This window comes from Gordonia sp. (in: high G+C Gram-positive bacteria) (genome assembly GCF_052106715.1).
GTDB lineage: Bacteria > Actinomycetota > Actinomycetes > Mycobacteriales > Mycobacteriaceae > Gordonia.
In genome coordinates this window covers 65,206-91,274 of sequence record NZ_JBQEDL010000015.1, presented here as the reverse complement: position 1 = coordinate 91,274, position 26,069 = coordinate 65,206, and the positions used below count along the sequence as shown (strand labels likewise).

Genomic DNA, 26,069 nt, shown 5'->3' with positions numbered 1-26,069 from the left:
ATCGTGGGGCACAGGTACTCGAGCAGGTCGTCAGCGAGTCCGCCGTGCGCCTCGTACTCCGAAACCGGCTGGACGACGGCGACGACGCGTTCTCCTAGGTCCTCATCGGGGACTCCGACGACGGCGACGTCGAGCACCCCCGGATGCGATGCGAGCGCATCTTCGATCTCGCGCGGATAGATGTTGACGCCGCCGGAGATGATCAGGAACGACTCCCGGTCAGTCAGGAACAGGTATCCGTCCTCGTCGAGGTAGCCGACGTCACCGGTCGTCGTCCACGTGGGATGCGCGCGATGCTGCGCGGCGCGCGTCTTCTCCGGTGCGTTGTGATACTCGAACGGCAGCCGGTCGCGTTCGAAGTAGATCGTCCCGATGGACCCGGCGGGGACCTCGGCGCCACTCGCATCACATATGTGCACCGTCCCCAGCACGGTACGGCCGACCGTTCCCGGTCGGGCGAGCCACGCTTCGGTGTCGACGATGGTGAGCCCGTTGAGTTCGGTCGACGAATAGTATTCCGACAGGATCGGTCCCCACCAGTCGATCATCTGCCGTTTGATGTCGACTGGACACGGCGCGGCGGCGTGTACCGCAGTCCGCAGGCTCGACACGTCGTACCTCTCGCGCACCTCCTGCGGGAGTCGCAGCATCCGAACGAACATGGTCGGCACCCACTGGCTGTAGGTGACCCGGTAGCGTTCGACGAGTTCTAGCGCACGCCCCGCGGCGAAGCGCTCCATCACGACGACCGTCCCACCGAGCGCTTGGACCGAGGCGCAGGTCCGCAGCGGGGCCGCGTGATAGAGCGGGGCCGGTGACAGATAGACGGTGTCCGGCCCGACGCCCCACACCTGCTGGTTCATCGCGACCATCGTGTCGCCGGGCTCGTCGATCTGACGACCCGGCAGTTCGGGCTTGATGCCTTTCGGACGTCCCGTGGTGCCCGAGGAGTAGAGCATGTCGGCTCCACGCGGCTGATCGCGCAATGCGACGGTGGGCTCCGCTGACGCGGCCGCGTCGAGGTCGTCGTGACCGGGAATGACCCCACCGTAGGAGAATCGCGTCTGTACGCCCTCGGTGAGCGGAACCAACTCGGCGGCGAGATCGCTGAGCGCGGCGTCCACGATGATGGTCCGGGCACCGCAGTCGGACACGATGTACGCGGCTTCCTCGGCGGTCAGATGCCAGTTCACCATCGTCAGGTACAAACCCGACCGCATTGCGGCCCAATAGATGTCGAAGACGCGGGCGGTGTTCGTCGCGAGCACCGCCAGGTGATCACCGGGGGCGAGCCCGCCGGCTTGCAGCGCCCGGGCGACTTGGATCGATCGATCCTCGAGTTCACCGAACAGGACGGTCTCGCCGCTGTCGGCCATGATCACCGCAGGGTCGGTTCCGCGGGTGGAGAGGTGCGCTCCGGGATACATCGGTCCTCCTGATGTCGATTCAGTACAAGTAGTCTTCGCCGCTGGCCCGAACGGTGACGTCGGAGAGACTGATCCCCCACGGCTGATCAATGACGTGGACGACGGCGTCCGCGAGGTCGTCCGGCGTGATCAGCCAGTATTTGATCGAGTCCACATCGGTGAGCTCCGGAGCCAGTTCGCCGTTCACCAGCGCACTGGCGTGCTCACCGAACGATTCGGCTCGCTGGCCGACTAGACCGGTCACCGCGGAATCGTTGACGATCCAACTCGCGAGGTTGGTGCCGGTGACGCCCGTCGGCTTGACCGTGGTGACCTTGATCTTGCCCTTCGCCTCGATACGCAGGGAGTCGGAGATGGTGGTGACGGCGGCCTTGGTCGCGGAGTACACACCCGACCCCTCGATACCCGCGTTGCCGTAGATCGACGAGATGTTGACCACCTGGCCGCGGCCCTGCTCGATCATCTGGTCGTAGACCGCGGAGATGCCGTTCACCACGCCCTTGATGTTGATGTCGATGGCCGCATGCCACTTCTCCCAGGCGCGCGCATGGTCGGCGAAGTACGCCAGCGGCATCACGCCGGCGTTGTTGACTAGGACGTCGACGGCGCCGAACTGGTCGACGGCAGCTGTCACAGCCGCGGTCATCTGCTCCATGTTCGTGACATCGGCGACCTGCCCGATCGCCGCACCTCCGGCCGTGGTGATGCCGTCGACGACCGCGTTCAGGTTGTCGCCATTGATGTCGACGCCGACGATGCGGGCGCCGGCCGCTGCGGTCTTCTCCGCGATCAGTTTGCCGAAGCCGCTGCCGGCTCCGGTGATCAGAATGACCTTTCCGGTCAAGTATTCAGACATGGTCGAGTGCTCCTTGGACGATGAGTCGGGTAGTGGTCGGTCGAGGCGATACGGCGTACGGGTGTTCAGACGATGTCGATCACGTCGAGCACCGCCGCGACGTGCGCGGGGTCGCCGGAGCGGGTGACTGCCGAACGCCAAGCGGTGCGGGTAGTCCCCCACCGCAGGAAGTCGGTGGCAGACGAGGTCGCGGTGTCTTCCGGGAGGTCGCCGCTCTCGCGGACTGCGACCGCGCCGTCATCGGAGCGCTCGATGACGAAGGTGCGGTCGGTCGCGCCGGTCAGACGCAGACCGAGCGGCCGCTCCAGCACGGGGTGCAACGCAGCACCGTTCATCTGGGACAGGCCTGCGAGCATCCAGTCAATGGCCGGGTCGATCGCCTCGCTGACGGAGACGTCGAACGGGGCCCGCGGCCCGAACGGCTGCATCAGGTCGCATGTGAGGTGAACCAGGTGGTCGAACGCGACGGCGTCACTGAGCTGGCTCATGCGGTAGGTCCCGAGGTCGAGCATCTCCAGCGGAGCGTCCCGCAGATCCTCACCTTGGAGTGCTTCAAGGGTCGCGAGTCCGGCTGCGGACTGTTCGCGGTAGTAGTCGGCCGCCTGACGACTGGTCCACTCGGCGCGTTCACGCACTGCCGCGTCGTTCAGTCGTTCGGACGTGCCGCTCGGATTGTCCGGGAACACCAGGCCGGGGTCGGAGATGAAGTTGAAGAAGAAGCCCATGTGAGTGACGACGTCGTGGACCCGCCACCCGTGGCAGGCGCTGTCGGCAGACCAGTCGCGTTGCTCGTCGAGTCGGTCCAGCAACGCCAGCGCATCGCTCACCAGCTCGTGCGCGGCGCGCACTCCGTGTTCGGACATGTGTCGATATCTCCTTACGTGAAAGTTCTGTGAGCACCCGGCTCAGGCAGGGAGGAAGATCGATTTGAGACTCTGGTAGGCGGCGAGTCCCTCAGGTCCCAGTTCGCGGCCGACGCCGCTCTCCTTGACGCCGCCGAACGGTGAGCCCCAGTCGAGGTTGTAATAGTTGACGCCGAACGATCCCGTCTCGACGCGTCGGGCGACATCCACGCCACGATCGGGGTCGGTGGTCCAGACCGTGCCGCCGAGTCCGTACGACGAGTCGTTGGCGATCGAGATCGCCTCATCGAGACCGTCGTAGGCGATGACGGTCAGAACCGGTCCGAAAATCTCCTCCCGCGCGATGCTCGCGGAGTTGTCGATGCCGGCGAAGACCGTCGGCTCGACGAAGAACCCGCGGTCGAAATCGGCTGGTCGCCCGCCTCCGGTGGTGACGGTTCCGCCGTCGTTGCGACCACGATCGATCATCGACAGGACACGGTTGCGGTGGCGTTCGCTGGCGAGCGGCCCGACTGCGACGTTCTCGTCCATCGGGTCGCCGATCGGCAATGACGACGACATAGCCGTGATCGCGTCGACGTAGTTGTCGTATCGACTCTCCGGCACCAGGATTCGGGTCGACATGTAGCAGGTCTGGCCGGAGTTGAGCAGGGATGCGCTCGCCAGTCCCGCCACGGTCTGTTCGAGGTCGGCGTCGTCGAGGATCAACGCCGATGACTTTCCGCCGAGTTCCAACGTCACCGGACGGATCAGCTCGCCGCACACTCGACCGATCTGTCGGCCCGCCGCCGTCGATCCGGTGAAAGCGACCTTGTCGACCTGCGGGTGAGCTACCAGATACTGGCCGATCTCCGTACCGCCGTTGACGATGTTGAGGACGCCCGAGGGGAGACCGGCGGCGATCGCGGCCTCCGCGAGGACGTAGGAGTCCGCACTGGTCTCGGGAGAGGGCTTCAACACCACGGTGCATCCGGCGGCGAGCGCGGGCGCGATCTTGAACATCGACAGCACGGCGGGGAAGTTCCAGGGTGCGATCGCCCCGACGACTCCGACGGGCTCCCGCCGAACGATCGTCGTCCCGGGGAGCGGTGTGCTGGTGCGCTCTTCTTCGGCGGGGGTCGCCTCGATCAGGTCAGCGTAGTAGCGCAGCAGTTGGACCGGCGCCTGACCTTCGGCGAACCGGGCGAGCGCGATCGGCATGCCGTTCTCGCTGGTGACGGTGCGTGCACGTTCCTCCGCGCGGGACTCCAGTTCGTCGGCGAACCGTCTCAGGTGCGCGGCGCGCTCCGCGTGCGACAGGTCGCGCCAGCCCGACCGGTATGCGGCGCGTGCAGCGGCCACGGCCGCGTCGACGTCGTCGACGCTCGCCTCGGGAACGGAGCCGATGCGCTCCTCGGTGAGCGGCGAGATCACCGGGATCGTCTCCGTCCCCGCGGATTCGCGCCATCCTCCGTCGATGAACAAGTGTGTCCGGACAGTCTCGGTGGACATCGGCAACTCCTCAGTCAGTGTGTCGTCGGCCCGATCATCTCGCGCACTGTGTCCATCATCACCCGCACCGCGGAGTATTCCTTGACATCTAACGACCAATATTTGACAGTTAGAACCATGTCGGACCTCATCTGTGCGTCGTCGCTGAGTCAAGCACCCGAACTGATCACCGACTGCGGGGGCGACGCCGATGCCATATTCGCGAGGGTCGGCATCGATCCGTCCGTAGTGGGCGCATACGACCGCTTCGTCCCGTTCACCGTGTTGTCCACGTTGCTCGGGCTGTGCGCCGACGAACTCGGCGTGCCCGACTTCGCGCTTCGGCTCGCGGCCCGACAGGACCCGGACATCCTCGGACCGCTCGCCATCGCCGCCCGCAACGCCGACACGATCGGCGACGGCCTTCGGCAGGTCACCAACTACGCCCACGTCTACAGCCCCGCCATCGCGACCGAGTTGCGCGAGGACGCGGGCGAGAACGCCGACCGCGGACGTGCGAACGCCGTCGGCTACGCGTTCACCACGCTGTTGCATCGGCTGCCGTACCGGCCCCACGTGGTCGAGTTGGCCATGGGGGTGACCCTCTCGACGTTTCACATGTTCGCCGGTCCCGACTTCCGGCCGACGCGAATCGCATTCGAGCATCCGCCGATCTCAGCGCGCCGGGTCTACCTCGACTACTTCCACTGTCCGGTCGAGTTCAACGCCCCCGCCACCCTGTTGACGTTTCCGCGGGAACTGATGCACCGTCGTCTGCTGCGCGCCGATCCCCTCGCCTACGACGTCGCGGTCCGCTACCTGACTGGACACGAACGAGAAGACTCCTTCGCGGACGCGGTGTCCGGCCTCATCGTGCGGTCCCTGCCGGCGGGCGCGTCGACCTTGTCGACCATCGCCGGGCTGCTCATGATGCACCCGAGGTCAGTGCAGCGGGAACTCGCCGCGTGCGGCACGACGTTCGACCGACTCGTCGACGACGCGCGACGGGACCTAGCGACCACGCTCCTCGCGAACCCGAACGTCGCGTTGTCCGCGGTGGCCCGCCAGATCGGTTACTCCGAGCAGAGCACCCTGACGCGGAGTTGCCGACGCTGGTTCCAGATGGCGCCCCTTCGCAAGCGTCAGGCGCTGACCGGTCGTCTCCCCCGCGGCTCCTAGCCGGTTGTCAGAGGTTGGTGTTGGACCGTCCGATCGGAACGATCATCGGGCGATCGCTGACCGGATCTTCGACGACGCGTGACCGCAGCCCGAACACCTCGAAGAGGAGTTCTTCGGTGATGACCTTCGACGGTGGGCCCTGCTCGATGACGTCGCCGTCCTTCATGGCGACGAGGTTGTCGCTGTAGCGGACGGCGAGGTTGAGATCGTGGAGCACCATGAGGACGGTTCGGCCCTCCTCGTGGAGATCGTTGACGAGATCCAGAACGTCGAGCGCATGCGACAGGTCGAGGAAGGTCGTCGGCTCGTCGAGGAGGAGTAGGTCGGTGCCCTGCGCGAGGGTCATCGAGATCCACACGCGCTGTCGCTGCCCGCCCGAGAGCGAATCGACGGTGCGGTCGGCGAGATCCCGGATACCGGTCTGGGTGAGGACGGCATCGACGATGTCCTCGTCGGTGGACGACCACTGCCGGATCCAACTCTGGTGCGGATGTCGGCCACGCGCAACGAGATCGGCGACGGTGAGGCCTTCCGGCGCGATCGGCGACTGAGGAAGCAGACCGAGCTTGGTCGCGACCTCTTTGGTGCGGTATTCGGCGATGTCCTTGCCGTCGAGCACCACCGACCCCGCCGAGGGTTTGATCAGACGGGCCAGGGTCCGCAGCAGGGTCGACTTGCCGCAGCCGTTCGGGCCGATGATCGTGGTGACGACGCCGGTCGGCACGTCGAGATCGAGGTCGTCGATGACGGAGCGTCCCCCATACCCGGAGGAGACCGATCGTGCGCCGAGTCGTGGTCTGTCGAGATTGAGATCGGTCATCGGGAACTCCTGACGTTCTGTCGGATGAGGAGGTATACGAGGAAGGGTCCGCCGACGGCCGCGGTGACGATGCCGACGGGCAGCGTCACCGGCAGCAGCGTCCGCGCTACGAGGTCGGCACCGGCGAGCAGGAACGCTCCGACGGCAGCCGATGGGATCAGAGGTGGGGCCGACAGGCCGGTCAGCCGCATCGTCACCTGTGGCGACACGAATGCGACGAACGCGATCGGCCCGGCGCCGGAGACCGCTGCGGCGGCGAGGACGACCGCTGCGATGAGCAGCACCGCCCTGGTTCGGCCCAGGCCGACGCCCAGGCCCTGGGCGACGTCGTCACCGAGTTGCACTGCGCGCAGCGTGAACGCGGCGACGATCGCGACGACTGCCGCGATCCCGGTGAGGACTCCGGTGCCCACCACTTGATCCCAGGTGCGAGCCTCGAGCGAGCCGACCAGCCAGGTCTGGGCCTGACCGGCCTGGTTGATGTCGGCGCGCACCATCATCCAGGTGATGAGCGCATGCATGAGTGCGTTGACGGCGACGCCGATGAGGATCAGGCGCATCCCGTCCATGCCGCCGCGGGCAGCGAGCACGTATACGAGGAGACCGGTGATCAGGGCTCCGGCGAGTGCGATCCCCGGCATCCCGTAGCGAACGACGCCGGTTGCGACGCCGCCCGTTGTCAAGAGGAAGACCGCGGTGACGCCTGCGCCAGCACTGATTCCGAGGATGTCCGGGCTCGCCAGGGGATTGTGCGAGATCGACTGCACGATCGCACCGGACATCGCGAGCCCGGCGCCGACGATCACCGCCATCAACGCCCGCGGGAGACGCAGGTCGTTGATGATGAAGGTGCTCAGTGCGTCGCCCTGACCGATGAGAGTCTTGACGACCTGCATGAACGACAACGGGAGGTCGCCCATCCGGATGCTCATGCAGAAGAAGACGAACGCGCCTAGCGCGGCGATCAGGGTGACGATCACCGGTCGTGGCCGCCAGACGAAGCTGACGACTGCACCGAACCGCATCCCGATGGGCAGCCGCGGATGCGGCGGCGGAGCGACGTCGTCCGGGATCGGCTCGCGGTTGCTCATATCGATCACAGCCTGACCGCCCGTCGCCACCAGACCAATGCGACGAAGCACGGTGCGCCGACCAGTGCGACGACGATGCCGGCTTCCAGCTCACCGGGTCGTGCGACCACGCGGCCCACGATGTCTGCCACGAGCAGAACCAGCCCGCCCGCGACACCCGAGTACGGGAGCAGCCACCGGTGGTCCGGGCCGGTGAGGTACCGCGCGAGGTGCGGGACGACGAGTCCCAGGAACGCGATGCTTCCACAGGCCGCGGTGCCTGCCCCAGCGAGGAGCGTCACCGACAGGAGACCCACGCTGCGGGCCGCGGCCACGTTCTGTCCGAGTCCGCGAGCGACGTCGTCGCCGAGATTGAGTAGGTTGACCGCGGGCGCGTTGGCGAACGCCAACACCAGACCGAGCACGATGAACGGCACCGCGACGCCGATCACGTCGTAGCCGCGTCCGGCCACCGCGCCTGCGTTCCAGAACCTGAGCGCCTCCAGGGACTGCTGATCGCTCAGCGCCACGGCCGACGTCATCGCGCTCAGGAAGAACGAGACGCCGGTCCCTGCCAGCACGAGCGTCAACGGCGACGCCGCGGCTCCGCCGATGCTCGAGAGCCCGAACACTACGACGGATGCGACCGCTGCGCCCGCGAACGCGAACCAGATGTACTGCAGCGGCGACGTGATGCCACCGACGAAGATCGCGACCACGACGGCGAGCGCCGCACCCTGGGTGATGCCGAGCAGTCCGGGATCGGCGATCGGATTACGCGTGTGCCCTTGCATGAGCCCGCCTGCGACACCGAGCGCGGCTCCGACGATGAGGGCGAGCAGCGTGCGCGGTATGCGCTCGGTCTGCACGATGATAGCGGCCTCGTTCAACTGAGCATTCTCGGCGATCCCGTCGCCGATGTACGAGTGCCACAGGCCCTGCCACACCAGGGACGGCGAGATCGGGTTGGAGCCGATCAGGAGGGACGCGACGGCCATGACGACGAGACCGGCAAGCAACGCGAGCAAACCGATCATCCGTTTGCGGTGCACGCTGATTCCGAGAGAACGGCCGCGCACGATCTCCAGGGTCGTAGGCATCGCCAGTAATGCTAGCCTTAGCTGACTCTATGTGCAGAGCCCCCGGTTCGGTTCGGTCCGAGCTGAGCAGTCCGTTCGTCGATGCGCTCGACGCGGCCGCTGTCGCCGCGCTCGCTTAATCTGCTGCGTACCCACTGCGTACCGGACGACAAACTTCGCCGAGCGTTCGGAGAAACGAGGAGGCCCCCGGTCTGCGTCTCCGCAGCCCGAGGGCCTCTTCTGCTATCTCAACCTAGCGTCGGGGTGGCGGGATTCGAACCCACGACCTCTTCGTCCCGAACGAAGCGCGCTACCAAGCTGCGCCACACCCCGTGTTCAACCTGATACAGCGTACAACGACGACCTTCGAAGTATTAAATCGGCTGGCCAAAGCAGGTTTTCGCCGAGTCCGCCGCTGAGCGGGCTACCGATGCCTGCAGACCAGCGGTCGGCGCTCACTGATACGAGATGAACCAGGGCTCCGGACTCACGCGGAGGGTCCGGCGCGGAGTGAAGGTCGGGCTGTCTTCGGTATAGAAGTTCTTCCACCCGAGCCAGACGTTCGGCGGAAGTCCGTGCACGATCCGGCGCCACGTCTGCATCTTGACCGGCGGCGTCCCGTGCCCATCGGCGTGGATCACAGTCGCGAGCTCGGGGTGCGAGGTGTCGAGCAGCCTACGGTCGCCGAGCATCGCGGCGTCGAACTGATGCAGGACGAAGGCCTTCTGCGGCAGGTTCTCACTGCGGACGATATCGGCGAGCCACCCCGCGGTCCGGTTGACCTCCGCGGGATCGACCGAACCGATCTGCGTCAGGTGCTGCTGGTCGGGCTTCAAGCGCCACTCCGGGTCCAGTGCCAACCCGACATGCGGCCGGAGCAGGAGATCGCGATACTTCTTCGCCTGTTCGAGGAAGTCCATCCGTCCCGGCTGCAGATCGAGCGTCACGTACACGCCGGCCCGGTCCGCCGCATCGATCCACGGACGAAGCGCAGCCGGATCGGTCATGTTCGTATAGTTGCCGCCATCGCCGGGAGCGGCCGACGCGACGGTCGCGATGATCTCGAAAGCCGGGACCACGGGCACGTCCGAGATCGAGTCGTAGGCTCGCGCAGCCCGCTGTACACGGCGGATCGACGCATCGACCCCCTGTGCGCCGAGCGGGCCGAGGTCAGCGGTGCCCGGCGCACCGTAGAGCGCGACGATGCGGCGGCCGGGGAACACGAGTTGCCCACCGCCGGGAAGTTCGGTGACGGTCCGCGCCTCGTCGATCTGCGTCGCGACCGTCTTATCGTCGCCGAATGCGCCGATCGCGATGACCGGGCGCTCCGGCTCGCGCTTCAGCGCAGCCACTGCCTCGCCGTTCGCACGCGGATCACCGACCGGCAGTCCGACAACCGATGCGCCGGACGACTCCGCCGTAGCGACGGCGTCCGGTCCGCCTGCGACGAGGACCAACGCGTGACGCCCTGCGGCGCCAGAGACCACGGCCGGGGACGGATCGTCGTCGGAGACCGGTGCGCCGAGGTCGGGAACGTCGCCGACCGCTATGACACCGGTTGTGCGCAATCGTACGAGTTCGTCCTTCACCGCTGTGGTGTCGCCGCGAGCCTCGAACAACGGGATGCGGTTCGCCGCAGCGAGGCTCCGAGCACGATCAACATCTGCGGCCGACGCATCGGGTCCGAGGACGACGACGGTCGGCGCGGAATCGAAGAGGGTACGGCTGGCGAGGACCGCTCCGGGCACCCCCGGATCGCGGACGACCGTCAACTGTTTCAACGCTGCTACCCGTGGCGCGGCCTCGCCGGACACCATGACCGACGAGGCAGTCAGAGCTCCCACGATGAGGATCACCGCAGCGACGATGGCCGGATGCGCTCGAGACGCCGTCCGCTGACCCGTCATTGCACCTCGGCGGGCTCCGAATAGGCGACGGTCACGCGCGGAGTGGTCGCGGCCTGGAACGCTGCCGCTCCGGCGAATCCGAGTGCAGCCAATGCGAACACGACGGTGACGGCGAGGAGCACGCCCCACAGCACCATCGCGACGATCCCGTCGAGGTTGTCGAGCGCGAGTGCGCCCGCGCCCGCAAGGACCGCGCCGAGGAGCGCCCACGCGACGCTGCGCAGACGCGGGCCGATCACGGAACTGTAAAACAGGCGCCGGTAAACGACCGTCTCGAACTCGTCGACCGCTGCGAGCCGCACGGCGTCGCCGTCGGCCAGTTCACGCAGACTACGTGCGAGTTCGGCGTCGCGAAGCAGGGACGCCGACTCCCGCTGGCGGTAGGCGACGAATGCGATCGTCGCGACGGTCATGGCGAAGAGGCCGATGCCTGCTGAAAATGCCCAACTGTTCACGTGGGACAACCTACCGCCAGCGGGTAAGGAATTGAAACGTGTTTCACACACGCGAGGTGACGGTGCTGGCGATGTTGCCGCGTGTCGCCTTCGAGTACGGGCAGAAGCCGTGCGCGGCCAGTGCCAGTTCGTTGGCCTGTGCGGTCTCGAGGCCAGGCAGGTAGACGGAGATGTCGGCAGTGAGGCCGAATCCGTCGTCGGCGTCGTCCTTGCCGATGCCGACGGTCACGCTGACCTCGGTGCCCTCGGGGACCGTCGCACCTGCGTTCTTGGCCACGTTGCGCAGCGCGCCCATGAAACATGCCGCCCAGCCGGCGGAGAACAGTTCCTCGGGATTGCTGCCCTCACCGTTGCCGCCCATCTCGACGGGCGGAGCCAGGTTCAGATCGATGCGCCCGGTTTCGGACACCACTTCACCGTCACGGCCACCGCCGCGGGACGTCGACGAAACTCGGTACACAGGGCTCACGGTCATGGGTGTCTCCTTGTTCTCGCGTGTCGTCGCCGGCGGGTTCGCGGCGCACGATCTCCAACCTACCCGCCGCGGGCCACCCGCATGGGGCGCACGCGCATCGTCGTGGGCAACCACCGTCCTACGCTGCGCCGCAATGTCATCAGCGCAGAGACGATCAGCAGCGCGAACTGTATCCACGCCATCGTCCACACCCATCGAGGCGAATCGGGATAGTTGAACAGGAGGTCTGCGGACACCGGCACGAACAACAGAATCACGACGACGGTGGCCAAGTAGACGTTCCGCAGGTTGCGGCTGTGTCCGCGTGCGATGCCGACCAGCATCAGCCCCGAGACGGCGACGACGATCGGGATCCCGACGAGGAAGGCCGGTGGCCAGAACTGCGCCAACGAGTGGGCCTTCTCCGCGGAGTCGACGTCGGGGACGTCTTCGAGGCCCGGTCGCAACCGGTTCGCGAGGCGCGATGTCGTCACCGACAGATTCGCGAATCCGTAGACCACCCAGATCAGTCCGGCGACCGCCGACAACAGCCATGCGACGCGCGCGTCCCGGGTGAGGGCGAGGGGCGGTGGCCCCGGGTCGACCGGTCGCGTCGGATACCGGTCGCGCTCTGCGGTGTCCTTGGATCGACGGGCGATCTCGGCCAGGTCTTCGGCATCCAGTTCGGCCTGCGTCGGGATACGGTCCGGGTCGCCGTCGGGGAACGTCATGGGGCGATCTTAAGCATTCGCGTGACGGTGCCCTGCCAGAGCACACCGGCGGGGCCGATCATTCCGGTCAACTGCATCGGCTCGTCGATCGGCGCGTCACCGACCTTCCGAGTGGCCACACGCGCACCCGTCCCGAAGTCGACGCCGACGTAGTTCACCGGGCCGACCTGTTGCGGCCCCGGACGATATGGTCCGTACGCGAGACCGTGAATGAGGCCGTCGGCACGCGAGAGTCGTGGCAGGGTCGCCATGCGATCGCGATAGTTCTCCCAGACTCGCGTGCACCTACCGTCGACGACGTCGATCCTCGTCATGGCGCCGGTGAACGGCGCCGTGCTCGGCCGACTCTGTCCGGTGACTGCCATCGGCGGGTACTGGTAGCCGTACGTGCTCGGGATCACGAGGCTGTCACCCCATGCCATCGGCGAGTTCTCGGTCCCCTGCGGCGAGCGGGTGAACGCCCGCATCGAGCAGACCGTGTCACCGCTGTCGGAGTCCAAGACGTAGAGCCGCGGCACCGTTGCACTGTCGACGATCGCCACCCAACTGTCGCCGTTCGGCCCGAAGTAGGTCGGCGTGGTCCCCGACCCCCACGTGAGTTGGCCCGGTTTGCGGGCCGGACCGCGGTCGTACGCATGGCGCCACACGCGTCGTGGGACACCGTCGTCGCCTGCACGCATCTCGTACAGCGCGTGAGTGGTGAGAACCGATACGCCGTCGCGCCGGACGGTCAGCCCGTTACCGATCCGCTCGCCGCGCGGCAGATGCGTGGCGGCGATCGGTCCCTGTGGTCCGACGGTCCCGAGCACGCCCTTCGACGTCGCGAACCAGATCCGCCCATGAAAGTCGGGTGCGAGTCCGGCCACCTGGTCGTCGCCGATCTGCTTCGAGATGTCGACGCGGTGGTCGACGGACAGTCGCCACCCGTTCGCAGTCCGGTGGTGACCGACGTGCACGATCGACCCGCTGCCGTCGGCGACGACGACCCGGTTCTTCTCGTCGAGATACCCGTAGACGCCACCGAGGAGTCCGCCTTTGGTGAGCGGCAGAGTGGCCATCACTCTCGCCGTGTCCGGGTCGAAGAGCGTGACGACCGGCGTAGCGACCTGCGGCGGATCACCGGCGAGGTATGCCGTGCACAGCGAGACCGGGAAGCCGTCGCTCCCCACAAACGTCGCCGCACACACTCCTCCCGGCACGCTCGACGCCGCGAGATGCCCGGACGTACCGGGGCCGCGCAGCCCGGTGCTGTCGGTCGACGCCGCGTCGCCGTGCATGAGCGACGTCCACGCGGTCGCGACGCCGGGCACCGTCCCTGCCGGCGGCGCCGCCGCAGCGGGCGCGGCGCCGAAGCACAACGCGACCGCTGCCACCGAGGACAGGACTCGAGTAAGTCGATTCACACGATCGAGTGGAGCATGTTTCGTGACTGCGCGGAACGGTAATGCGCCAGATGCGGCAATCGCTCCCTCAGCGGTTGAACTCGGACAGCAGGAAACTCGTGGCAGGCAGCAGCTTGGCCAGCATCGGCACCGCATGATTGACGACGAGGCCGGGGAAGATGGGCGGCGTGTAGTCGCGGGTGAGCTTCACGTCGGCGCCATGCTTGTGCCAGTCCTGGTAGAGCGTGACGACCTGCTCGGTCGGGATGACGTCGTCGTTGACACCGGTCGAGAGCAGGACGGGCGCGTTCGGCTTGAGTGCGCCGATGCGCTGGGCGTCGATCATCTTCTGGACCTCGGGGTACCGCCTGATCACCGACGCGAGCGACTCGCCGGTCCGCGTCCACTGGTTGGTCCGCGCGAAGCCGTACGTCAGACCGGAGTCGCCGATGCACTGGGTCGCGGCGTCACGCATGGCGCGCTTGCCTTGCGCGTTGGTCTCCTTCTTCAAGATCGCGTGCAACGCCGGGTAGCGGGCGTCGAGACCGTTGATCGCGTATCCGATCGCACCCGCGATGAACGTACCGTCGATCTTCGTGATGACCTTCGATAGGTCGGCGGGCGGCGCACCCGCGTAGGTGGCCTTCACGTTCAGGTCCGACGCGTAGGTTCCCGCCAATTCCGCGGCCGACGCCGCCGCGCCGCCGCCCTGCGAGTAACCGGAGAACGCAACGGGCGCGTCCTTCGACGCCTTCGCCACCTTCAGACCGGCGCGCGCGGCGTCGAGCATCGCGTGGCCGGACTCGAGGCGGTTCACGTATGTGTGGACGCCGGGAGTACCCATCCCCACGTAGTCGGTGATGACGACGCGGACACCGTTCAGCACCATCAGGTACATCTCGGGCGCCGTATAGTTGACGCCGATGCTCGGTTTGGTGACGTCGACGGTCAGCGGGAAGTTCATCATCTTCGAGCCCGCGCACTGATCGCCCTGCCCGACGGTGCCCGGGCCGACCACCACGGTCGGGCGCTCGCCCTTGCCGGTCCATTTCGCGGTCGGCTCGACGACGGTGCCCGTAACCGCGGTCGGCTTCCCGTTCTGGAGCGTCGAGGTGTACATGATCCGCGTCGCCGTACCCGGCCACTGCCCCTTGACTCCGGGGATCTGCAGCAGCAGATCGCTGTGCTGACTTCGGATTACCGAACCCGGCGTCGCGTCGTACTTCGACGGCGGCACGTAGAAGTTCCGAGCCGCGTCCGCGGTTCCCGCCTCGCCGCCCGCAATGGCCCCGGCGGCCGCGATGACGGCCACCAGTCCGGCGGCGACACCCCGTCGAGACGCGCGGACAGATCGTGAGACTACTCCCGAGTATTTTCTCATGTGAGGAATGTAGCGCACGTTCACCGAACTCTGTAACGCAGGACACCACCCTGGCGATAAGTACTGTCCGCACACGTTTTCGGGGCGGTGACCGCACTGCGGTCACCGCCCCGGAAGTCTCCCAGAGACGCTTGCTAGACCAGCAGTTCGGCGATCTGAATCGTGTTCAACGCTGCACCCTTGCGGAGGTTGTCGCCCGCAACGAAGAGCGCCAGCCCCTTACCGTCCGGCGCACCCGGGTCCTGCCGGATGCGCCCGACCAGTGAGACGTCTCCGCCTGCCGCGTCGAGTGGAGTCGGAACGTCGACGACCTCGACGCCCGCCGCGCCAGCCAGGATCGCGCGCGCCTCGTCGGGTGTCACCGCCTCGTCGAACTCGGCGTTGATCGACAACGAGTGACCGGTGAACACCGGCACGCGTACGCACGTGCCGCTCACAAGCAAGTCCGGGAGATCGAGAATCTTGCGCGACTCGTTGCGCAGCTTCTGGTCCTCGTCGGTCTCACCCGAGCCGTCGTCGACGTAGTCGCCAGCGAGGGCGACGACATTGAACGCGATCGGCGCGACATACTTGACCGGCTCGCCCAGGGCGACGGCGCTGCCGTCGTGCACGAGCTTCTCGGCTTCGTCGACACCGTTGCGAACCTGGCCCGCGAGCTCGGCGACGCCCGCCAACCCGCTGCCGGAGACCGCCTGGTAGCTCGACACGATGAGGCGTCTGAGGCCTTTCGCGTCGTGCAACGCCTTGAGGACCGGCATCGCGGCCATCGTGGTGCAGTTCGGGTTCGCGACGATACCCTTCGGCGGATTCTTCGCGAGCTCGCCGTTGACCTCGGCGACTACCAACGGAACGTCGGGATCACCGCGCCACGCCGACGAGTTGTCGATGACGGTGACGCCCGCAGCAGCGAACCGGGGAGCGTGCACCTTCGACATGGTGCCGCCTGCCGAGAACAACGCGATGTCCAGCCCCGTCGGGTCGGCCGTCGTCGCGTCCTCAATGACGATCTGCTCGTCGCCCCACTGCAGCTTCTTGCCCGCCGAACGCGGCGACGCGAAGAACCGAATCTCGTCCACCGGGAAGTCGCGGTCCGCGAGGATCTGGCGCATGACGCCACCGACCTGGCCGGTCGCGCCGACCACTCCGAGCTTGACGCCCATCAATGTCTCCTGTCGCTTAGTGAACTCTGCGCACTCATGCCCCTACCGACCCGTCCCCGCGTACACGACGGCTTCCTCGGTGCCACCGAGGTCGAACGCCGCATGCAACACCTGCACGGCACGGTCGAGGTCCTCGTCACCGACAAGGACCGAGATGCGGATCTCCGACGTCGAGATCAGCTCGATGTTGATGCCTGCCTCGCTGAGCGATTCACAGAACGTCGCGGTGACGCCCGGGTGGCTCTTCATTCCCGCACCGACCAGCGACACCTTGCCGATGTTCTCGTCCAGCAGGACTTCGGCGAATCCGAGCTCGCTCTTGAGCTTTCCGAGTTCGGTCACGGCGAGTTCGCCGAGCTCCTTCGGCAGCGTGAAGGTGATGTCGGTCTTTCCGGTGTCGATCTTCGACACACCCTGCAAGACCATGTCGATGTTGATCTCGGCATCGGCGACGGCGCGGAACACCTTAGCCGCGAAGCCCGGCTTGTCCTCGATGCCGACAATGGTCACCTGGGCTTCGCTGCGATCGTGCGCAACGCCGGTGAGAATCGCTTCTTCCACGGGGATGTCCTCCATCCAGCCGGACACGAGCGTGCCCGGGTTTGTCGAGTACGACGAGCGCACATGAACCGGAACGTTGTAGGCGCGCGCGTATTCCACGCACCGAAGCATCAGAACCTTTGCGCCGCACGCCGCCATTTCGAGCATCTCCTCGAAGGAGATCTTGTCGAGGCGGCGAGCGTTCGAGACGATACGCGGATCCGACGTGTAGATGCCGTCGACGTCGGTGTAGATCTCGCAGACGTCGGCTTCCAGAGCCGCCGCGAGGGCGACGGCGGTCGTATCCGATCCGCCGCGCCCGAGAGTCGTCACGTCTTTCGTGTCCTGCGAAACGCCCTGGAACCCGGCGACCAGGACGATCTTGCCTTCGTCGAGGGCGCTACTAACGCGCCCGGGAGTCACGTCGATGATCTTGGCCTTGCCGTGGCTGGAGGTCGTGATGACGCCTGCCTGCGACCCGGTGAACGACTGCGCGTCCTCACCGAGGCTTTCGATCGCCATCGCCAAGAGCGAGTTCGAGATCCGCTCACCTGCTGTCAACAGCATGTCCATCTCGCGCTGCGGCGGACTCGGATTGACCTGCTCAGCTAGATCGAGGAGCTCGTCCGTGGAGTCACCCATCGCCGACGCGACGACGACAACGTCGTTGCCCGCGCGCTTGGTCTCCACGATCCGTTCGGCGACGCGACGAATGCGCTCGGCGTCCGCCACAGACGAACCGCCGTACTTCTGGACCACCAGTGCCACGTCGTGCACCCTTCCTTGTCGTACTTTCGGTCAGGCGACGATCTTACCGGGCGCAGATGCCGCTGCGCAGACGCTGCGGAACTGTGTGACATCGGCTACGTCGAACCGGTCCGTAAGATCTGCGGGGATGATTCCCGCACTCCGACGGCATCCGGCCGCAACTGCCGTCGCCGTGTACCTGGCAGTACGCGTCGTCGGCGTCGTCGTTCTAGCGTGGTTCGGAACCATTCACAACGTAGGTCTGGGCGAACTTCTGTCCCGCTGGGACGGCGTGTGGATGCTAGACATCGCCGACTACGGGTACGACGGCGTGCCCGAGTCGGGAACAGACGCCCAAGGCGTGCATACGGATACGACCGCGTATGCGTTCTTTCCCGGATACCCGGGGCTGGTCGGGCTGTTCGCAAAGCTCCCGTTCGTCAGCCCACTCGGCGCCGGAATCGCACTCAACGTCATGATCGGAGCCGCCGCTGCCGTCGGGGTCGCGCGACTCGGAGCGATCTGCGCCGAACGCTTCCGCCCGAGGACCTCGGACACCACTGCACGCAACACCGGGCTGATGCTCGTCGTCCTGTTCGCGGCGGCGCCGATGGGCATCGTCTTGTCCATGACGTACACCGAAGCGCTGTTCTGCGCGCTCGCCGCGTGGGCGCTCGTCGGTGTCCTCGAGGAACGATGGCTGCTCGCCGGATTCTGCGCGTTCGCGGTCGGTCTGGTCCGACCGACTGGTATCGCGGTGATCGTCGTCGTCATGATCGCCGCCACGATCACCCATCACGAAGGGTTCCGCGCCTGGATCGCCGGGATCATCGCACCCCTCGGCTACCTCGGATACCTGTGCGTCGTCTGGGCCAAGACGGGGAGCCCGTCCGGTTGGTTTCGGATACAGACCGAGGGCTGGGACACCTCGTTCGACGGTGGGAACGCCGTCATATCGTTTCTGTACGAGACATTCACCGGCTCACTCGACGCCGTCGCGGTCTTGACCGCGTTCGTGATCGTGGCGGCGGTAGTCCTGCTCGTCTGGTCGTTCGTCGATCGCCTGCCGTGGCCGGTCCTGCTGTACGGGACGCTCATCAGCGCGTCGGTGCTGCTCTCGAGCGGCCTGATGCCGTCCCGCCCGCGCCTCCTCCTGCCCGCGTTCGTCATCCTGATCCCGATCGCACTGCGACTCGCCCGCTCGTCGCGTCTCGCTGCCGTATCGACGGCTGTCGGCGCGACCCTCGCATCGGCCTGGTTCGGCGCCTACATGCTGACCGTCTTCGACTTCGCCATCTGAGACGACACGTACGCTGGCCGCGTGTCAGGTCCGCCGCCGATCAGCCGTGGCGCGACCCCGTCTTGTTGATCGCTGCCCGCGCGCTGATGGGGTTGGGCGGCGCGACGTTGATGCCCGCGAGCCTCTCGCTGATCGCCAACATGTTCCCGCTGGCCCACAAACGTGCGTGGGCGATCGGCGTGTGGACCGCCGCGTTCGCGGGTGGGCCGCCATCGGTCCGGTGATCGGAAGTGCACTCCTGCACTACTTCTGGTGGGGTGTCGTCTTTCTGATCAACGTGCCGGTGCTGGCGATCCTGTTCCTGGTCGACCCGTCACTGCTCCCGGAGTTCCGTGCCCGCCAGACGGAGCCGTTCGACGCCCTCGGCGTCGAACTGTCGCTGGCCGGGATCCTGCCTGTCGTCTACTCGGTGAAGACGTTCGCCGTCCACGGCGCCACTGGAACGGCGGGTATCTCGGGCGGATTCTGGCTCTCAACGCAGGGCACCGATTCCATCACCTCAAGTTCGCAGGTGCCGGAGATGTCAACTTCGGCCTGTTTACCTTGATCTGGGATCACCTCGCAGGCACCTACAACTTCGACCCCGACTGTCGATTTACCAGCTCCGACCTGGGTATGGCCGCGAAACCCAACTACCCCGCCCGATACACCGAACAGCTAGCGGCCCCCTTCACAAAAGACGGCGCGTGCGGCCCAATGCAGCCGCTTCCACGCACAACCGTGCGACAGCGAATCAGCAAGGCACTAGCGCGCAGGAACTAATCCTCCTGCATCTGCTGTGCCGTCCGCCCGGGCCGGGCGGACATTCCAGTGACGGGGCGCTCGGATCTCAGGGTCCTATGTAGTCACATCCCGCCCGGCACGGCCACAACCACCGCCAGGTGGTGAGCTGCCCGCCCGAGGCCGACAGGTCGAACGAAGTGCACACCGTAGAGACGAAGGTGACGAGGTTACTGGGAAGTCAGGCCCCGGCCGAGCAGTTCCCCCTCCATCTTCAATCAGTTATGGGACACGACGTCCTCACTGCAGCGCTCGCCGGCATTCCGATGGCGATCACGTTCTCGATCTACGCAGACCGGGTCACCCGCCTGATCGGCGTCCGATTCGCGTTGGCGGGCTCCGTGATGTTGGCGGGCGCAGCCGCCATCGCCCTTGTGTCGTTGTCGACGTCGAGTCCGCTGTGGTTCTTCCTGACCGTCACCGCGGTGGCAGGCGTCGGCTTCGGCATCCAGTTCTCACTGGTGAGCGATGCGGTCGTCGGGTCGGCTCCTCCGGAGAAGTCGGGTGCGGCGTCCGGCGTCTCGGAGACCAGCTTCGAGATCGGCAACGCCCCTCGGCCTGGCACTGCTCGGTTCGCTGGCCACCGCCGTGTTCCTCTCACGCGACGGTGGACGCGGCTTCGCCGACTCCCGCGGGGAAACGCTCAAACAGGCCGGTGACGCCGCGGCCCCGTCGCCGATGCGGCACGCGCCGCCTTCGTCGACGGCCTGCACGTCGCAGCCGTCGCGGGCGGCGGCCTTCGCCTCGTGAGCGGCGTCGTCGTCGCGGTCGCGATGTGCGGGCCTCGACGAGGGGCACCGAACCGGTGCTAGGATGAGCCTCATGCGTGCATTGCTTCTTCTCGGCTGCCGCGGCGGGGTCTGATCGACCGGCCCTCCGTCGCGGGGCCTCTTTACGCGCCGGTCAACCCCATCATCTGTTCTGATCAGGAGATTGACCATCATGGCACCAGCTGACGCTTTCACTTCCGGACCGAGCCGCATCATCGCGCCGTCCGGCCCCATTCCCGACGGCCAGCCGACCTGGAACCCCCAGCGCAACTCGGCGATGCCCGCCCACCGCTACCGCAGTTTCGCCGACGAGGTCGAGGACGTCGCACTGCCGGACCGCACCTGGCCGGACAAGGTGATCGACCGCGCGCCCGCATGGTGCGCAGTGGATCTGCGCGACGGCAACCAGGCGCTGATCGATCCGATGAGCCCGGCCCGCAAGCGGCGCATGTTCGATCTGCTGGTTCGCATGGGCTACAAGGAGATCGAGGTCGGTTTCCCGTCGGCGAGCCAGACCGACTTCGACTTCGTCCGCGAGATCATCGAAGACGGTGCGATCCCCGCAGACGTCACCATCCAGGTGCTGACGCAGTCGCGACCCGAACTCATCAAGCGCACCTACGAGGCCTGCGCGGGCGCGGCCAACGTGATCGTCCACTTCTACAACTCGACGTCGGTGCTACAGCGGCGCGTGGTGTTCCGCGCCGACAAGGGCGCCATCACCAAGATCGCCACCGACGCCGCGGAGGCGTGCCTGGCTCAGGAGCAGCGGTACCCGGACACCAACTGGCGCTACGAGTACTCGCCGGAGAGCTACACCGGCACCGAACTCAGCTACGCCAAGGAAGTCTGCGACGCGGTTTCCGAGATCATCGCACCGACCCCCGAGCGGCCGATGATCATCAACCTGCCCGCGACGGTGGAGATGGCAACGCCGAACGTCTACGCCGACTCGATCGAGTGGATGCACCGCAACCTGGCCCGTCGCGACTCGATCATCTTGAGCCTGCACCCGCACAACGACCGCGGCGAAGGCGTCGCGGCAGCCGAACTCGGCTACATGGCGGGAGCCGACCGTATCGAAGGCTGCCTGTTCGGCAACGGCGAGCGCACCGGCAACGTCTGCCTGGTGACGTTGGGGATGAATCTGTTCAGCCGCGGCGTGGACCCGCAGATCAACTTCTCCGACATCGACGAGATCCGACGCACGGTCGAGTACTGCAACCAGTTGGACGTCCCCGAGCGCCATCCCTATGGCGGCGACCTGGTGTACACCGCTTTCTCCGGCAGCCATCAGGACGCCATCAACAAGGGGCTGGACCAGATGAAGGTCGACGCCGACGCCGCCGACCAGGACGTCGACGACCTGGTCTGGCAGGTTCCGTACCTGCCGATCGACCCGAAGGACGTCGGCCGCAACTACGAGGCCGTCATCCGCGTGAACAGCCAGTCGGGCAAGGGCGGCGTCACCTACATCATGAAGGCCGACCACGGTCTCGATCTGCCGCGTCGTCTGCAGATCGAGTTCAGCCGCGAGATCCAGAAGATCACCGACGGCGAGGGCGGCGAGGTGAACCCGAAGGCGATGTGGGACGTCTTCTCCCAGGAGTACCTGGAGCCAGTGACCCCGCTGGAGGGTGTCCGCAAGAACCTGCACACCTCCGAAGGCGACGCGGGCGAGGATCGCATCGATGCCGTCGTGAAGGTCGACGGCGTCGAGAAGGAGATCAGCGGCACCGGCAACGGCCCGTTGGCGGCGTTCGTCTCCGCACTCGGCGCCATCGGTTACGACATCCGCGTGCTGGACTACCACGAGCACGCCATGACCGCGGGCGACGACGCAAGCGCCGCGTCGTACATCGAGACCGAGATCAACGGCGAGACCGTGTGGGGCGTCGGTATCGCGCCGTCGATCACCAACGCGAGCCTCCGCGCCGTCGTCTCCGCTGTGAACCGCGCCAACCGTGTCGAAGCCCCCGCCGAGGAAGCCGCCGAAGGCGCGCGTACCTGGGCGCCGTAGCGCACTGCTGCTCGAGCGGAGTCGAGGTCCTCGGCTCCGCTCGATCAGCGTGAGGCCAGGTACAGCGCCCGAGCCTCCCGCGCGTTGCGGCCCCGCAGCTCGTGGAGCACCTCCGGCGGGACGTCGACAAATTCGTAGTCGGCGTCGAGACCGCCGACAGCCACCCCGATCCACCGTGCGTCATCGATCTGCATCGTGACCAGCGCACCGTCCGCGTGGTCCGCGACGTCGGCGTGACGGCCGACCCGCGTCCTCACCAGATCGGCGTCCGCGTGGATGAGGACCACAACCGCATGCTGCTCTCGACCAGCTCGCAGACTGGTACGGACATACGCGGCAGCGTCATCGCCCGGTACCCGCCGCGGGTTGAAGCGACGCTTCTCCGGCCGTGCATCGTGTAACCGATCCAGTCGAAACGTTCGCCAGTCCTGCCGGTCGAGGTCGTACGCGAGGAGATACCAGCGACGCCCGACAGGGACCAGGCGCAGCGGCTCGACCCGTCGACGACCAGCAGCGCTCCCCGACCGTGCGGAAGGTGCGTAGTGGAACGTCAGTTCCGTTGCATCACGGCAGGCCAGCGCCGCTGTGGTCAGCGCCTCGGCGTCGACGGCCGGTGCCTGTCCGCCGTCGAATGCCGTGACGCTCATCGCGCGCAATGCATCAGCGCGACGGCGCAGCTTCGGCGGCAGAACTTGAGTCACCTTGGCGAGGGCTCGTACCGACGCCTCGGCAAGTCCCGCCGCGGGGCCCGACGCCGCGCTGCGTAGAGCCGCGACGATCGCAACGGCCTCCTCTTCGTCGACGACCAGCGGCGGCAGCGACCCGCCGGGCGAGAGTTGATATCCGCCTCCCGCTCCGCGTACGGACTCGACCGGATACCCGAGTTCGCGCAGGCGCTCCACGTCCCGTCGGACGGTGCGCTCGGTGGTGTCCAACCGAACCGCGAGGTCGGCTGCCGCCCACAATCGATGCGCCTGCAGCAACGCCAGTAGCTTCAGCGTTCTCGTCGTCGTATCGGCCATGACCCGATCATGCCGCATGCAACGGACAGTAATTGACCGGATTACTCGATCGAGATAGCGGACAGATCCTCGCCACATCGGCTCGTAACGTCACCGATGTCCGAAGCCAAACGCACCTCAGGAGTTGCCGATGACCGCCACTGCCGCACTTGAATCACCGCCCGACGACCCACCCTCCATCGGCGGCCGAGCCAGGACTATCGCGCTCGTCTGCCTGCTCGCCGCATCGTTCATGGAACTCATGGACGCGACAGTCGTCAACGTCGCACTGCACACCATCGCCGATGATCTCGGCACGTCTGCCACCGCGCTTCAATGGATCGTGGCCGGGTACCCGCTGGCCTACGCGATCGGCCTGATCCTGGGCGCGCGACTCGGCGACCGGTTCGGTCGGCGACGGCTGTTCGTCCTCGGCCTCGTCGCCTTCGGCGTGGCCTCGCTTGCTTGCGGCCTCGCCGGAACGCCCGAACAACTGATCGTGTTCCGACTCGCGCAGGGTGCCGCAGCCGCCCTCATGGTCCCTCAGGTCCTGACCAACATCCAGGTGCTGTACCCGCCGGCCGAACGCGGTCGCGCGATGGGACTGTTCACGTCGATCATCGGCATCGCCGCGGTCGCAGGCCCCGTCCTCGGTGCAGTCATCACCGACGGCGACTGGTTCGGGCTGTCGTGGCGGCCGGTGTTCCTCATCAATGTCCCGATCGCGGCTGTCGCGGTGATCGCAGCTCGCACGTTCATTCCGGAGACCCACGCCGCCCGGCCCGCCCCGATCACCCTCGGATCAGTCGCACTGCTCGGCGGATCCCTCGCCGCCGTCATGGCCCCCATCACTCTCGGTCCGGAGAACGACTGGCCTATGTGGGGATTCGCCGTCATCGCTGCCGGCGTAGCCGGCCTGGCCCTGTTCGCCTACCGCCAATTGCTCGCCGAGCGGACGGGGTCGGTGCCGATGGTCCCGCCGTCGGTGTTCGCAACGGCGTCCTTCCGTAACGGGGTACTCGCCTTCTCGGCGCTGTTCATCCCGACCGGCGGCTATTTCCTCGTCCAGTCGCTGCACATGCAGCTCGCACACGGCTGGTCGGTTCTGCACACCGGGTTGATGTGGATTCCCTTCTCCATCGCGGTGCCGGTGGCGGCCGGTCTGTCGGCAACGGTTCTCGCTCAACGGTTCGGCAAGCACGTCCTGCAAGTCGGTGCGGTCATCTTGATCACTGGGATCACATCGATGATCGTCGCGAGCGAGTCAGCGCATCCGGCGGTGTGGTTCACCGTCGCCCTGATCGTCGCCGGTCTCGGATTCGGCTTGATCGTCGGCGCCGCAGGGCTTCTCGTCCTCAACGATGTACCCGTGGCACAGGCGGGTGCGGCGTCTGGAGTGTTCAACACGGTCCAAGCACTGTCGGTGGCGATCGGCGCCGCCGTCATCGGCACCGTCTATTCGACGGCCGCGACCTCGTCGGGTTTCGACGACGCCTACCGCACCGCGATGCTTGCCATGATCGCGCTCCTCACTCTCGGCGCGGTCATCGCACAGACGATGCCGCCAGTGCGGGCCGTCCGGCCGAGCGCGTCACTGCCCTGACACTCAGCTCACCGAATCCATTGCGCGCGCCGCAGCGTCGGCCATCCGGTCGACCACGGCGCGCGCGGTCGGGCTGATCAGGCCCATATTGGCGAATCCATGGATCATTCCGCTCGCCCGCTCGAGGGTCACACTGACGCCCGCCCCCTCAAGAGCACGCGCGTACTCGATTCCTTCGTCACGGAGCGGATCGAACCCGGCGACGACGATGTGAGCAGGGGGAAGCCCCGCGAGATCGCCCTTCAGCGGACAGGCCCGCGGGTCGTCCAGCATCTCGGGCAGCGGCAGGTACGTACCGGCGAAGAAGTCCATGTCTGCCGAGGTCAGGAAGAGCCCCTCCCCGAACTCGTGGACGGACGGACGCTTCGTCGACAGGTCGACCGTCGGATAGATCAACAGTTGAAGACACGGCCGGACCGCGTCGTCTCGGACCTGCTGCGCGATGACAGCGCTGAGGTTTCCGCCGGCCGAATCGCCTGCGACCACGATCTTCCGCGGGTCGATCCCCCAGTCCGCAGCCTTCTCGACAGCGAATCGGAACGCTGCGACGCAGTCGTCGACAGCGGCCGGGAACACGTGCTCGGGGGCCATCCGGTAGTCGACGGACAATACGTCGGCACCCGACTCGACCGCGAACGCGCGAACCAGCGAATCGTGGCTGGCACGGCTGCCCACGACGAATCCTCCACCGTGCAGGAAGACGATGAGCCCACGGGCGCCCTTCTCATCAAACCGGTATCTGGTCGCTGGAATCGGCCCGGCCGCCGACGGGATCGAAAGATCTTCTTCGATCGCGAACGGCGGAAAGTCTTGCGCCAACGCGACGGAGGTCTGGTCAAGCAGGACGCGCGACGCGTCGACGCCCCCGTTCATCAGCCCCGCGCCCGGCACGTGTCGCGAGGCGAAGGCCACGACCGCGGCTTCCGGCGCCAACCGCTCACCGTCGGAGTTGACACGGGTCTTTCGCGTGAACCCGCCGAGCGGGACCCGCGCGAGCGCCCTCATCGCCAGCCGCTGGACGCGGGATTGCACGGATAGGTTGACTGTTGTAGCGCGACTCACACCCAAGAACTT

Annotated in this window: 22 protein-coding genes, 1 tRNA gene and 2 pseudogenes; 7 read left to right on the top strand and 18 right to left on the bottom strand. The window is 66.7% G+C overall.

All coding sequences use genetic code 11. The features are described 5' to 3' along the window. The 4 genes from ACTIMF_RS09860 to ACTIMF_RS09845 form a co-directional block, all read right to left on the bottom strand. Positions 1-1,427, bottom strand: a 1,427-nt coding sequence (locus ACTIMF_RS09860) for an acyl-CoA synthetase (RefSeq protein WP_442350108.1), incomplete at its 3' end; no start/stop codon positions are given. A gap of 19 nt (positions 1,428-1,446) precedes the next feature. After that, the gene (locus ACTIMF_RS09855; protein WP_442350107.1) at positions 1,447-2,283 is read right to left on the bottom strand and encodes an SDR family oxidoreductase; all 837 of its coding nucleotides are present in this window, start codon (positions 2,281-2,283) and stop codon (positions 1,447-1,449) included. Positions 2,284-2,348: 65 nt separating this feature from the next. Next, positions 2,349-3,146, bottom strand: a complete 798-nt coding sequence (locus ACTIMF_RS09850; protein WP_442350106.1) for a maleylpyruvate isomerase N-terminal domain-containing protein — start codon at positions 3,144-3,146, stop codon at positions 2,349-2,351. A gap of 42 nt (positions 3,147-3,188) precedes the next feature. Continuing rightward, entirely contained in the window at positions 3,189-4,637 is a 1,449-nt protein-coding gene (locus tag ACTIMF_RS09845; protein ID WP_442350105.1) for an aldehyde dehydrogenase, read from the bottom strand. A gap of 117 nt (positions 4,638-4,754) precedes the next feature. Between ACTIMF_RS09845 and ACTIMF_RS09840 the strand changes: the two genes are divergently transcribed. Next, a complete protein-coding gene (locus tag ACTIMF_RS09840) occupies positions 4,755-5,795 on the top strand; it encodes an AraC family transcriptional regulator ligand-binding domain-containing protein (protein WP_442350104.1) in 1,041 nt (346 codons plus the stop codon). A 7-nt stretch (positions 5,796-5,802) separates the two neighbouring features. Here ACTIMF_RS09840 and ACTIMF_RS09835 read toward each other — a convergent pair whose 3' ends face one another. The 12 genes from ACTIMF_RS09835 to ACTIMF_RS09780 form a co-directional block, all read right to left on the bottom strand. After that, a complete protein-coding gene (locus tag ACTIMF_RS09835; protein WP_442350103.1) occupies positions 5,803-6,615 on the bottom strand; it encodes an ABC transporter ATP-binding protein in 813 nt (270 codons plus the stop codon). Continuing rightward, positions 6,612-7,706, bottom strand: a complete 1,095-nt coding sequence (locus ACTIMF_RS09830) for a FecCD family ABC transporter permease (protein ID WP_442350102.1) — start codon at positions 7,704-7,706, stop codon at positions 6,612-6,614. Before ACTIMF_RS09830 ends, ACTIMF_RS09835 begins: the two co-directional genes overlap by 4 nt. A 5-nt stretch (positions 7,707-7,711) precedes the next feature. After that, positions 7,712-8,785 (bottom strand): FecCD family ABC transporter permease, encoded by a 1,074-nt coding sequence (locus tag ACTIMF_RS09825; RefSeq protein ID WP_442350101.1) that lies wholly within the window; start codon positions 8,783-8,785, stop codon positions 7,712-7,714. Positions 8,786-9,023: 238 nt separating this feature from the next. After that, positions 9,024-9,097: transfer RNA gene (locus ACTIMF_RS09820), tRNA-Pro, on the bottom strand. 122 nt (positions 9,098-9,219) lie between these two features. After that, entirely contained in the window at positions 9,220-10,671 is a 1,452-nt protein-coding gene (locus tag ACTIMF_RS09815; protein ID WP_442350100.1) for a hypothetical protein, read from the bottom strand. After that, complete coding sequence (locus tag ACTIMF_RS09810) at positions 10,668-11,126, bottom strand: hypothetical protein (RefSeq protein WP_442350099.1); 459 nt, start codon at positions 11,124-11,126, stop codon at positions 10,668-10,670. Before ACTIMF_RS09810 ends, ACTIMF_RS09815 begins: the two co-directional genes overlap by 4 nt. A gap of 43 nt (positions 11,127-11,169) precedes the next feature. Further along, complete coding sequence (locus tag ACTIMF_RS09805; RefSeq protein ID WP_442350098.1) at positions 11,170-11,601, bottom strand: organic hydroperoxide resistance protein; 432 nt, start codon at positions 11,599-11,601, stop codon at positions 11,170-11,172. A gap of 59 nt (positions 11,602-11,660) precedes the next feature. Next, positions 11,661-12,311: a hypothetical protein gene (locus ACTIMF_RS09800; RefSeq protein WP_442350097.1), complete on the bottom strand. Its 651-nt coding sequence runs from the start codon at positions 12,309-12,311 to the stop codon at positions 11,661-11,663. Further along, the gene (locus ACTIMF_RS09795; protein ID WP_442350096.1) at positions 12,308-13,714 is read right to left on the bottom strand and encodes a hypothetical protein; all 1,407 of its coding nucleotides are present in this window, start codon (positions 13,712-13,714) and stop codon (positions 12,308-12,310) included. Before ACTIMF_RS09795 ends, ACTIMF_RS09800 begins: the two co-directional genes overlap by 4 nt. 67 nt (positions 13,715-13,781) lie before the next feature. Continuing rightward, positions 13,782-15,074, bottom strand: a complete 1,293-nt coding sequence (locus ACTIMF_RS09790) for a lipase family protein (RefSeq protein ID WP_442350095.1) — start codon at positions 15,072-15,074, stop codon at positions 13,782-13,784. Between the two features lie 134 nt (positions 15,075-15,208). Continuing rightward, positions 15,209-16,234 carry an aspartate-semialdehyde dehydrogenase gene (locus ACTIMF_RS09785; RefSeq protein WP_442350094.1) on the bottom strand — a complete coding sequence of 342 codons (1,026 nt, stop codon included), beginning with the start codon at positions 16,232-16,234 and terminating at the stop codon, positions 15,209-15,211. Between the two features lie 42 nt (positions 16,235-16,276). After that, positions 16,277-17,542 carry an aspartate kinase gene (locus ACTIMF_RS09780; protein ID WP_442350093.1) on the bottom strand — a complete coding sequence of 422 codons (1,266 nt, stop codon included), beginning with the start codon at positions 17,540-17,542 and terminating at the stop codon, positions 16,277-16,279. Between the two features lie 127 nt (positions 17,543-17,669). Between ACTIMF_RS09780 and ACTIMF_RS09775 the strand changes: the two genes are divergently transcribed. The 5 genes and pseudogenes from ACTIMF_RS09775 (at position 17,670) to leuA (ending at position 22,391) form a co-directional block, all read left to right on the top strand. After that, the gene (locus tag ACTIMF_RS09775; protein ID WP_442350092.1) at positions 17,670-18,821 is read left to right on the top strand and encodes a hypothetical protein; all 1,152 of its coding nucleotides are present in this window, start codon (positions 17,670-17,672) and stop codon (positions 18,819-18,821) included. A 62-nt stretch (positions 18,822-18,883) separates the two neighbouring features. Beyond that, positions 18,884-19,281, top strand: a pseudogene (locus tag ACTIMF_RS09770) (MFS transporter); the annotation flags it as partial. Then, positions 19,281-19,583: pseudogene (locus ACTIMF_RS09765) on the top strand (sterol desaturase family protein); the annotation flags it as partial. The pseudogenes ACTIMF_RS09770 and ACTIMF_RS09765, both read left to right, overlap by 1 nt. Positions 19,584-19,825: 242 nt before the next feature. Further along, a complete protein-coding gene (locus ACTIMF_RS09760; protein ID WP_442350091.1) occupies positions 19,826-20,260 on the top strand; it encodes an MFS transporter in 435 nt (144 codons plus the stop codon). 283 nt (positions 20,261-20,543) lie between these two features. Then, a complete protein-coding gene (leuA, locus tag ACTIMF_RS09755; protein WP_442350090.1) occupies positions 20,544-22,391 on the top strand; it encodes a 2-isopropylmalate synthase in 1,848 nt (615 codons plus the stop codon). A gap of 44 nt (positions 22,392-22,435) precedes the next feature. Here the strand turns inward: leuA and ACTIMF_RS09750 are convergent, their stop codons facing one another. After that, positions 22,436-23,413, bottom strand: coding sequence for a helix-turn-helix transcriptional regulator (locus ACTIMF_RS09750; protein ID WP_442350110.1), 978 nt, complete (start codon positions 23,411-23,413; stop codon positions 22,436-22,438). Between the two features lie 130 nt (positions 23,414-23,543). Between ACTIMF_RS09750 and ACTIMF_RS09745 the strand changes: the two genes are divergently transcribed. After that, positions 23,544-24,995: an MFS transporter gene (locus ACTIMF_RS09745; protein WP_442350089.1), complete on the top strand. Its 1,452-nt coding sequence runs from the start codon at positions 23,544-23,546 to the stop codon at positions 24,993-24,995. Between the two features lie 3 nt (positions 24,996-24,998). Here the strand turns inward: ACTIMF_RS09745 and ACTIMF_RS09740 are convergent, their stop codons facing one another. Beyond that, positions 24,999-26,057: an alpha/beta hydrolase gene (locus ACTIMF_RS09740; RefSeq protein WP_442350088.1), complete on the bottom strand. Its 1,059-nt coding sequence runs from the start codon at positions 26,055-26,057 to the stop codon at positions 24,999-25,001. Positions 26,058-26,069 lie beyond the last annotated feature (12 nt).

Excerpts from the sequence above, each read along its gene's own strand:
- ACTIMF_RS09855 (WP_442350107.1), bottom strand. The coding sequence starts at position 2,283 with ATGTCTGAATACTTGACCGGAAAGGTCATTCTGATCACCGGAGCCGGC.
- ACTIMF_RS09850 (WP_442350106.1), bottom strand. The coding sequence starts at position 3,146 with ATGTCCGAACACGGAGTGCGCGCCGCGCACGAGCTGGTGAGCGATGCG.
- ACTIMF_RS09845 (WP_442350105.1), bottom strand. The coding sequence starts at position 4,637 with ATGTCCACCGAGACTGTCCGGACACACTTGTTCATCGACGGAGGATGG.
- ACTIMF_RS09840 (WP_442350104.1), top strand. The coding sequence starts at position 4,755 with ATGTCGGACCTCATCTGTGCGTCGTCGCTGAGTCAAGCACCCGAACTG.
- ACTIMF_RS09835 (WP_442350103.1), bottom strand. The coding sequence starts at position 6,615 with ATGACCGATCTCAATCTCGACAGACCACGACTCGGCGCACGATCGGTC.
- ACTIMF_RS09830 (WP_442350102.1), bottom strand. The coding sequence starts at position 7,706 with ATGAGCAACCGCGAGCCGATCCCGGACGACGTCGCTCCGCCGCCGCAT.
- ACTIMF_RS09825 (WP_442350101.1), bottom strand. The coding sequence starts at position 8,785 with ATGCCTACGACCCTGGAGATCGTGCGCGGCCGTTCTCTCGGAATCAGC.
- ACTIMF_RS09815 (WP_442350100.1), bottom strand. The coding sequence starts at position 10,671 with ATGACGGGTCAGCGGACGGCGTCTCGAGCGCATCCGGCCATCGTCGCT.
- ACTIMF_RS09805 (WP_442350098.1), bottom strand. The coding sequence starts at position 11,601 with ATGACCGTGAGCCCTGTGTACCGAGTTTCGTCGACGTCCCGCGGCGGT.
- ACTIMF_RS09800 (WP_442350097.1), bottom strand. The coding sequence starts at position 12,311 with ATGACGTTCCCCGACGGCGACCCGGACCGTATCCCGACGCAGGCCGAA.
- ACTIMF_RS09790 (WP_442350095.1), bottom strand. The coding sequence starts at position 15,074 with ATGAGAAAATACTCGGGAGTAGTCTCACGATCTGTCCGCGCGTCTCGA.
- ACTIMF_RS09785 (WP_442350094.1), bottom strand. The coding sequence starts at position 16,234 with ATGGGCGTCAAGCTCGGAGTGGTCGGCGCGACCGGCCAGGTCGGTGGC.
- ACTIMF_RS09775 (WP_442350092.1), top strand. The coding sequence starts at position 17,670 with ATGATTCCCGCACTCCGACGGCATCCGGCCGCAACTGCCGTCGCCGTG.
- ACTIMF_RS09760 (WP_442350091.1), top strand. The coding sequence starts at position 19,826 with ATGGGACACGACGTCCTCACTGCAGCGCTCGCCGGCATTCCGATGGCG.
- leuA (WP_442350090.1), top strand. The coding sequence starts at position 20,544 with ATGGCACCAGCTGACGCTTTCACTTCCGGACCGAGCCGCATCATCGCG.
- ACTIMF_RS09750 (WP_442350110.1), bottom strand. The coding sequence starts at position 23,413 with ATGGCCGATACGACGACGAGAACGCTGAAGCTACTGGCGTTGCTGCAG.
- ACTIMF_RS09745 (WP_442350089.1), top strand. The coding sequence starts at position 23,544 with ATGACCGCCACTGCCGCACTTGAATCACCGCCCGACGACCCACCCTCC.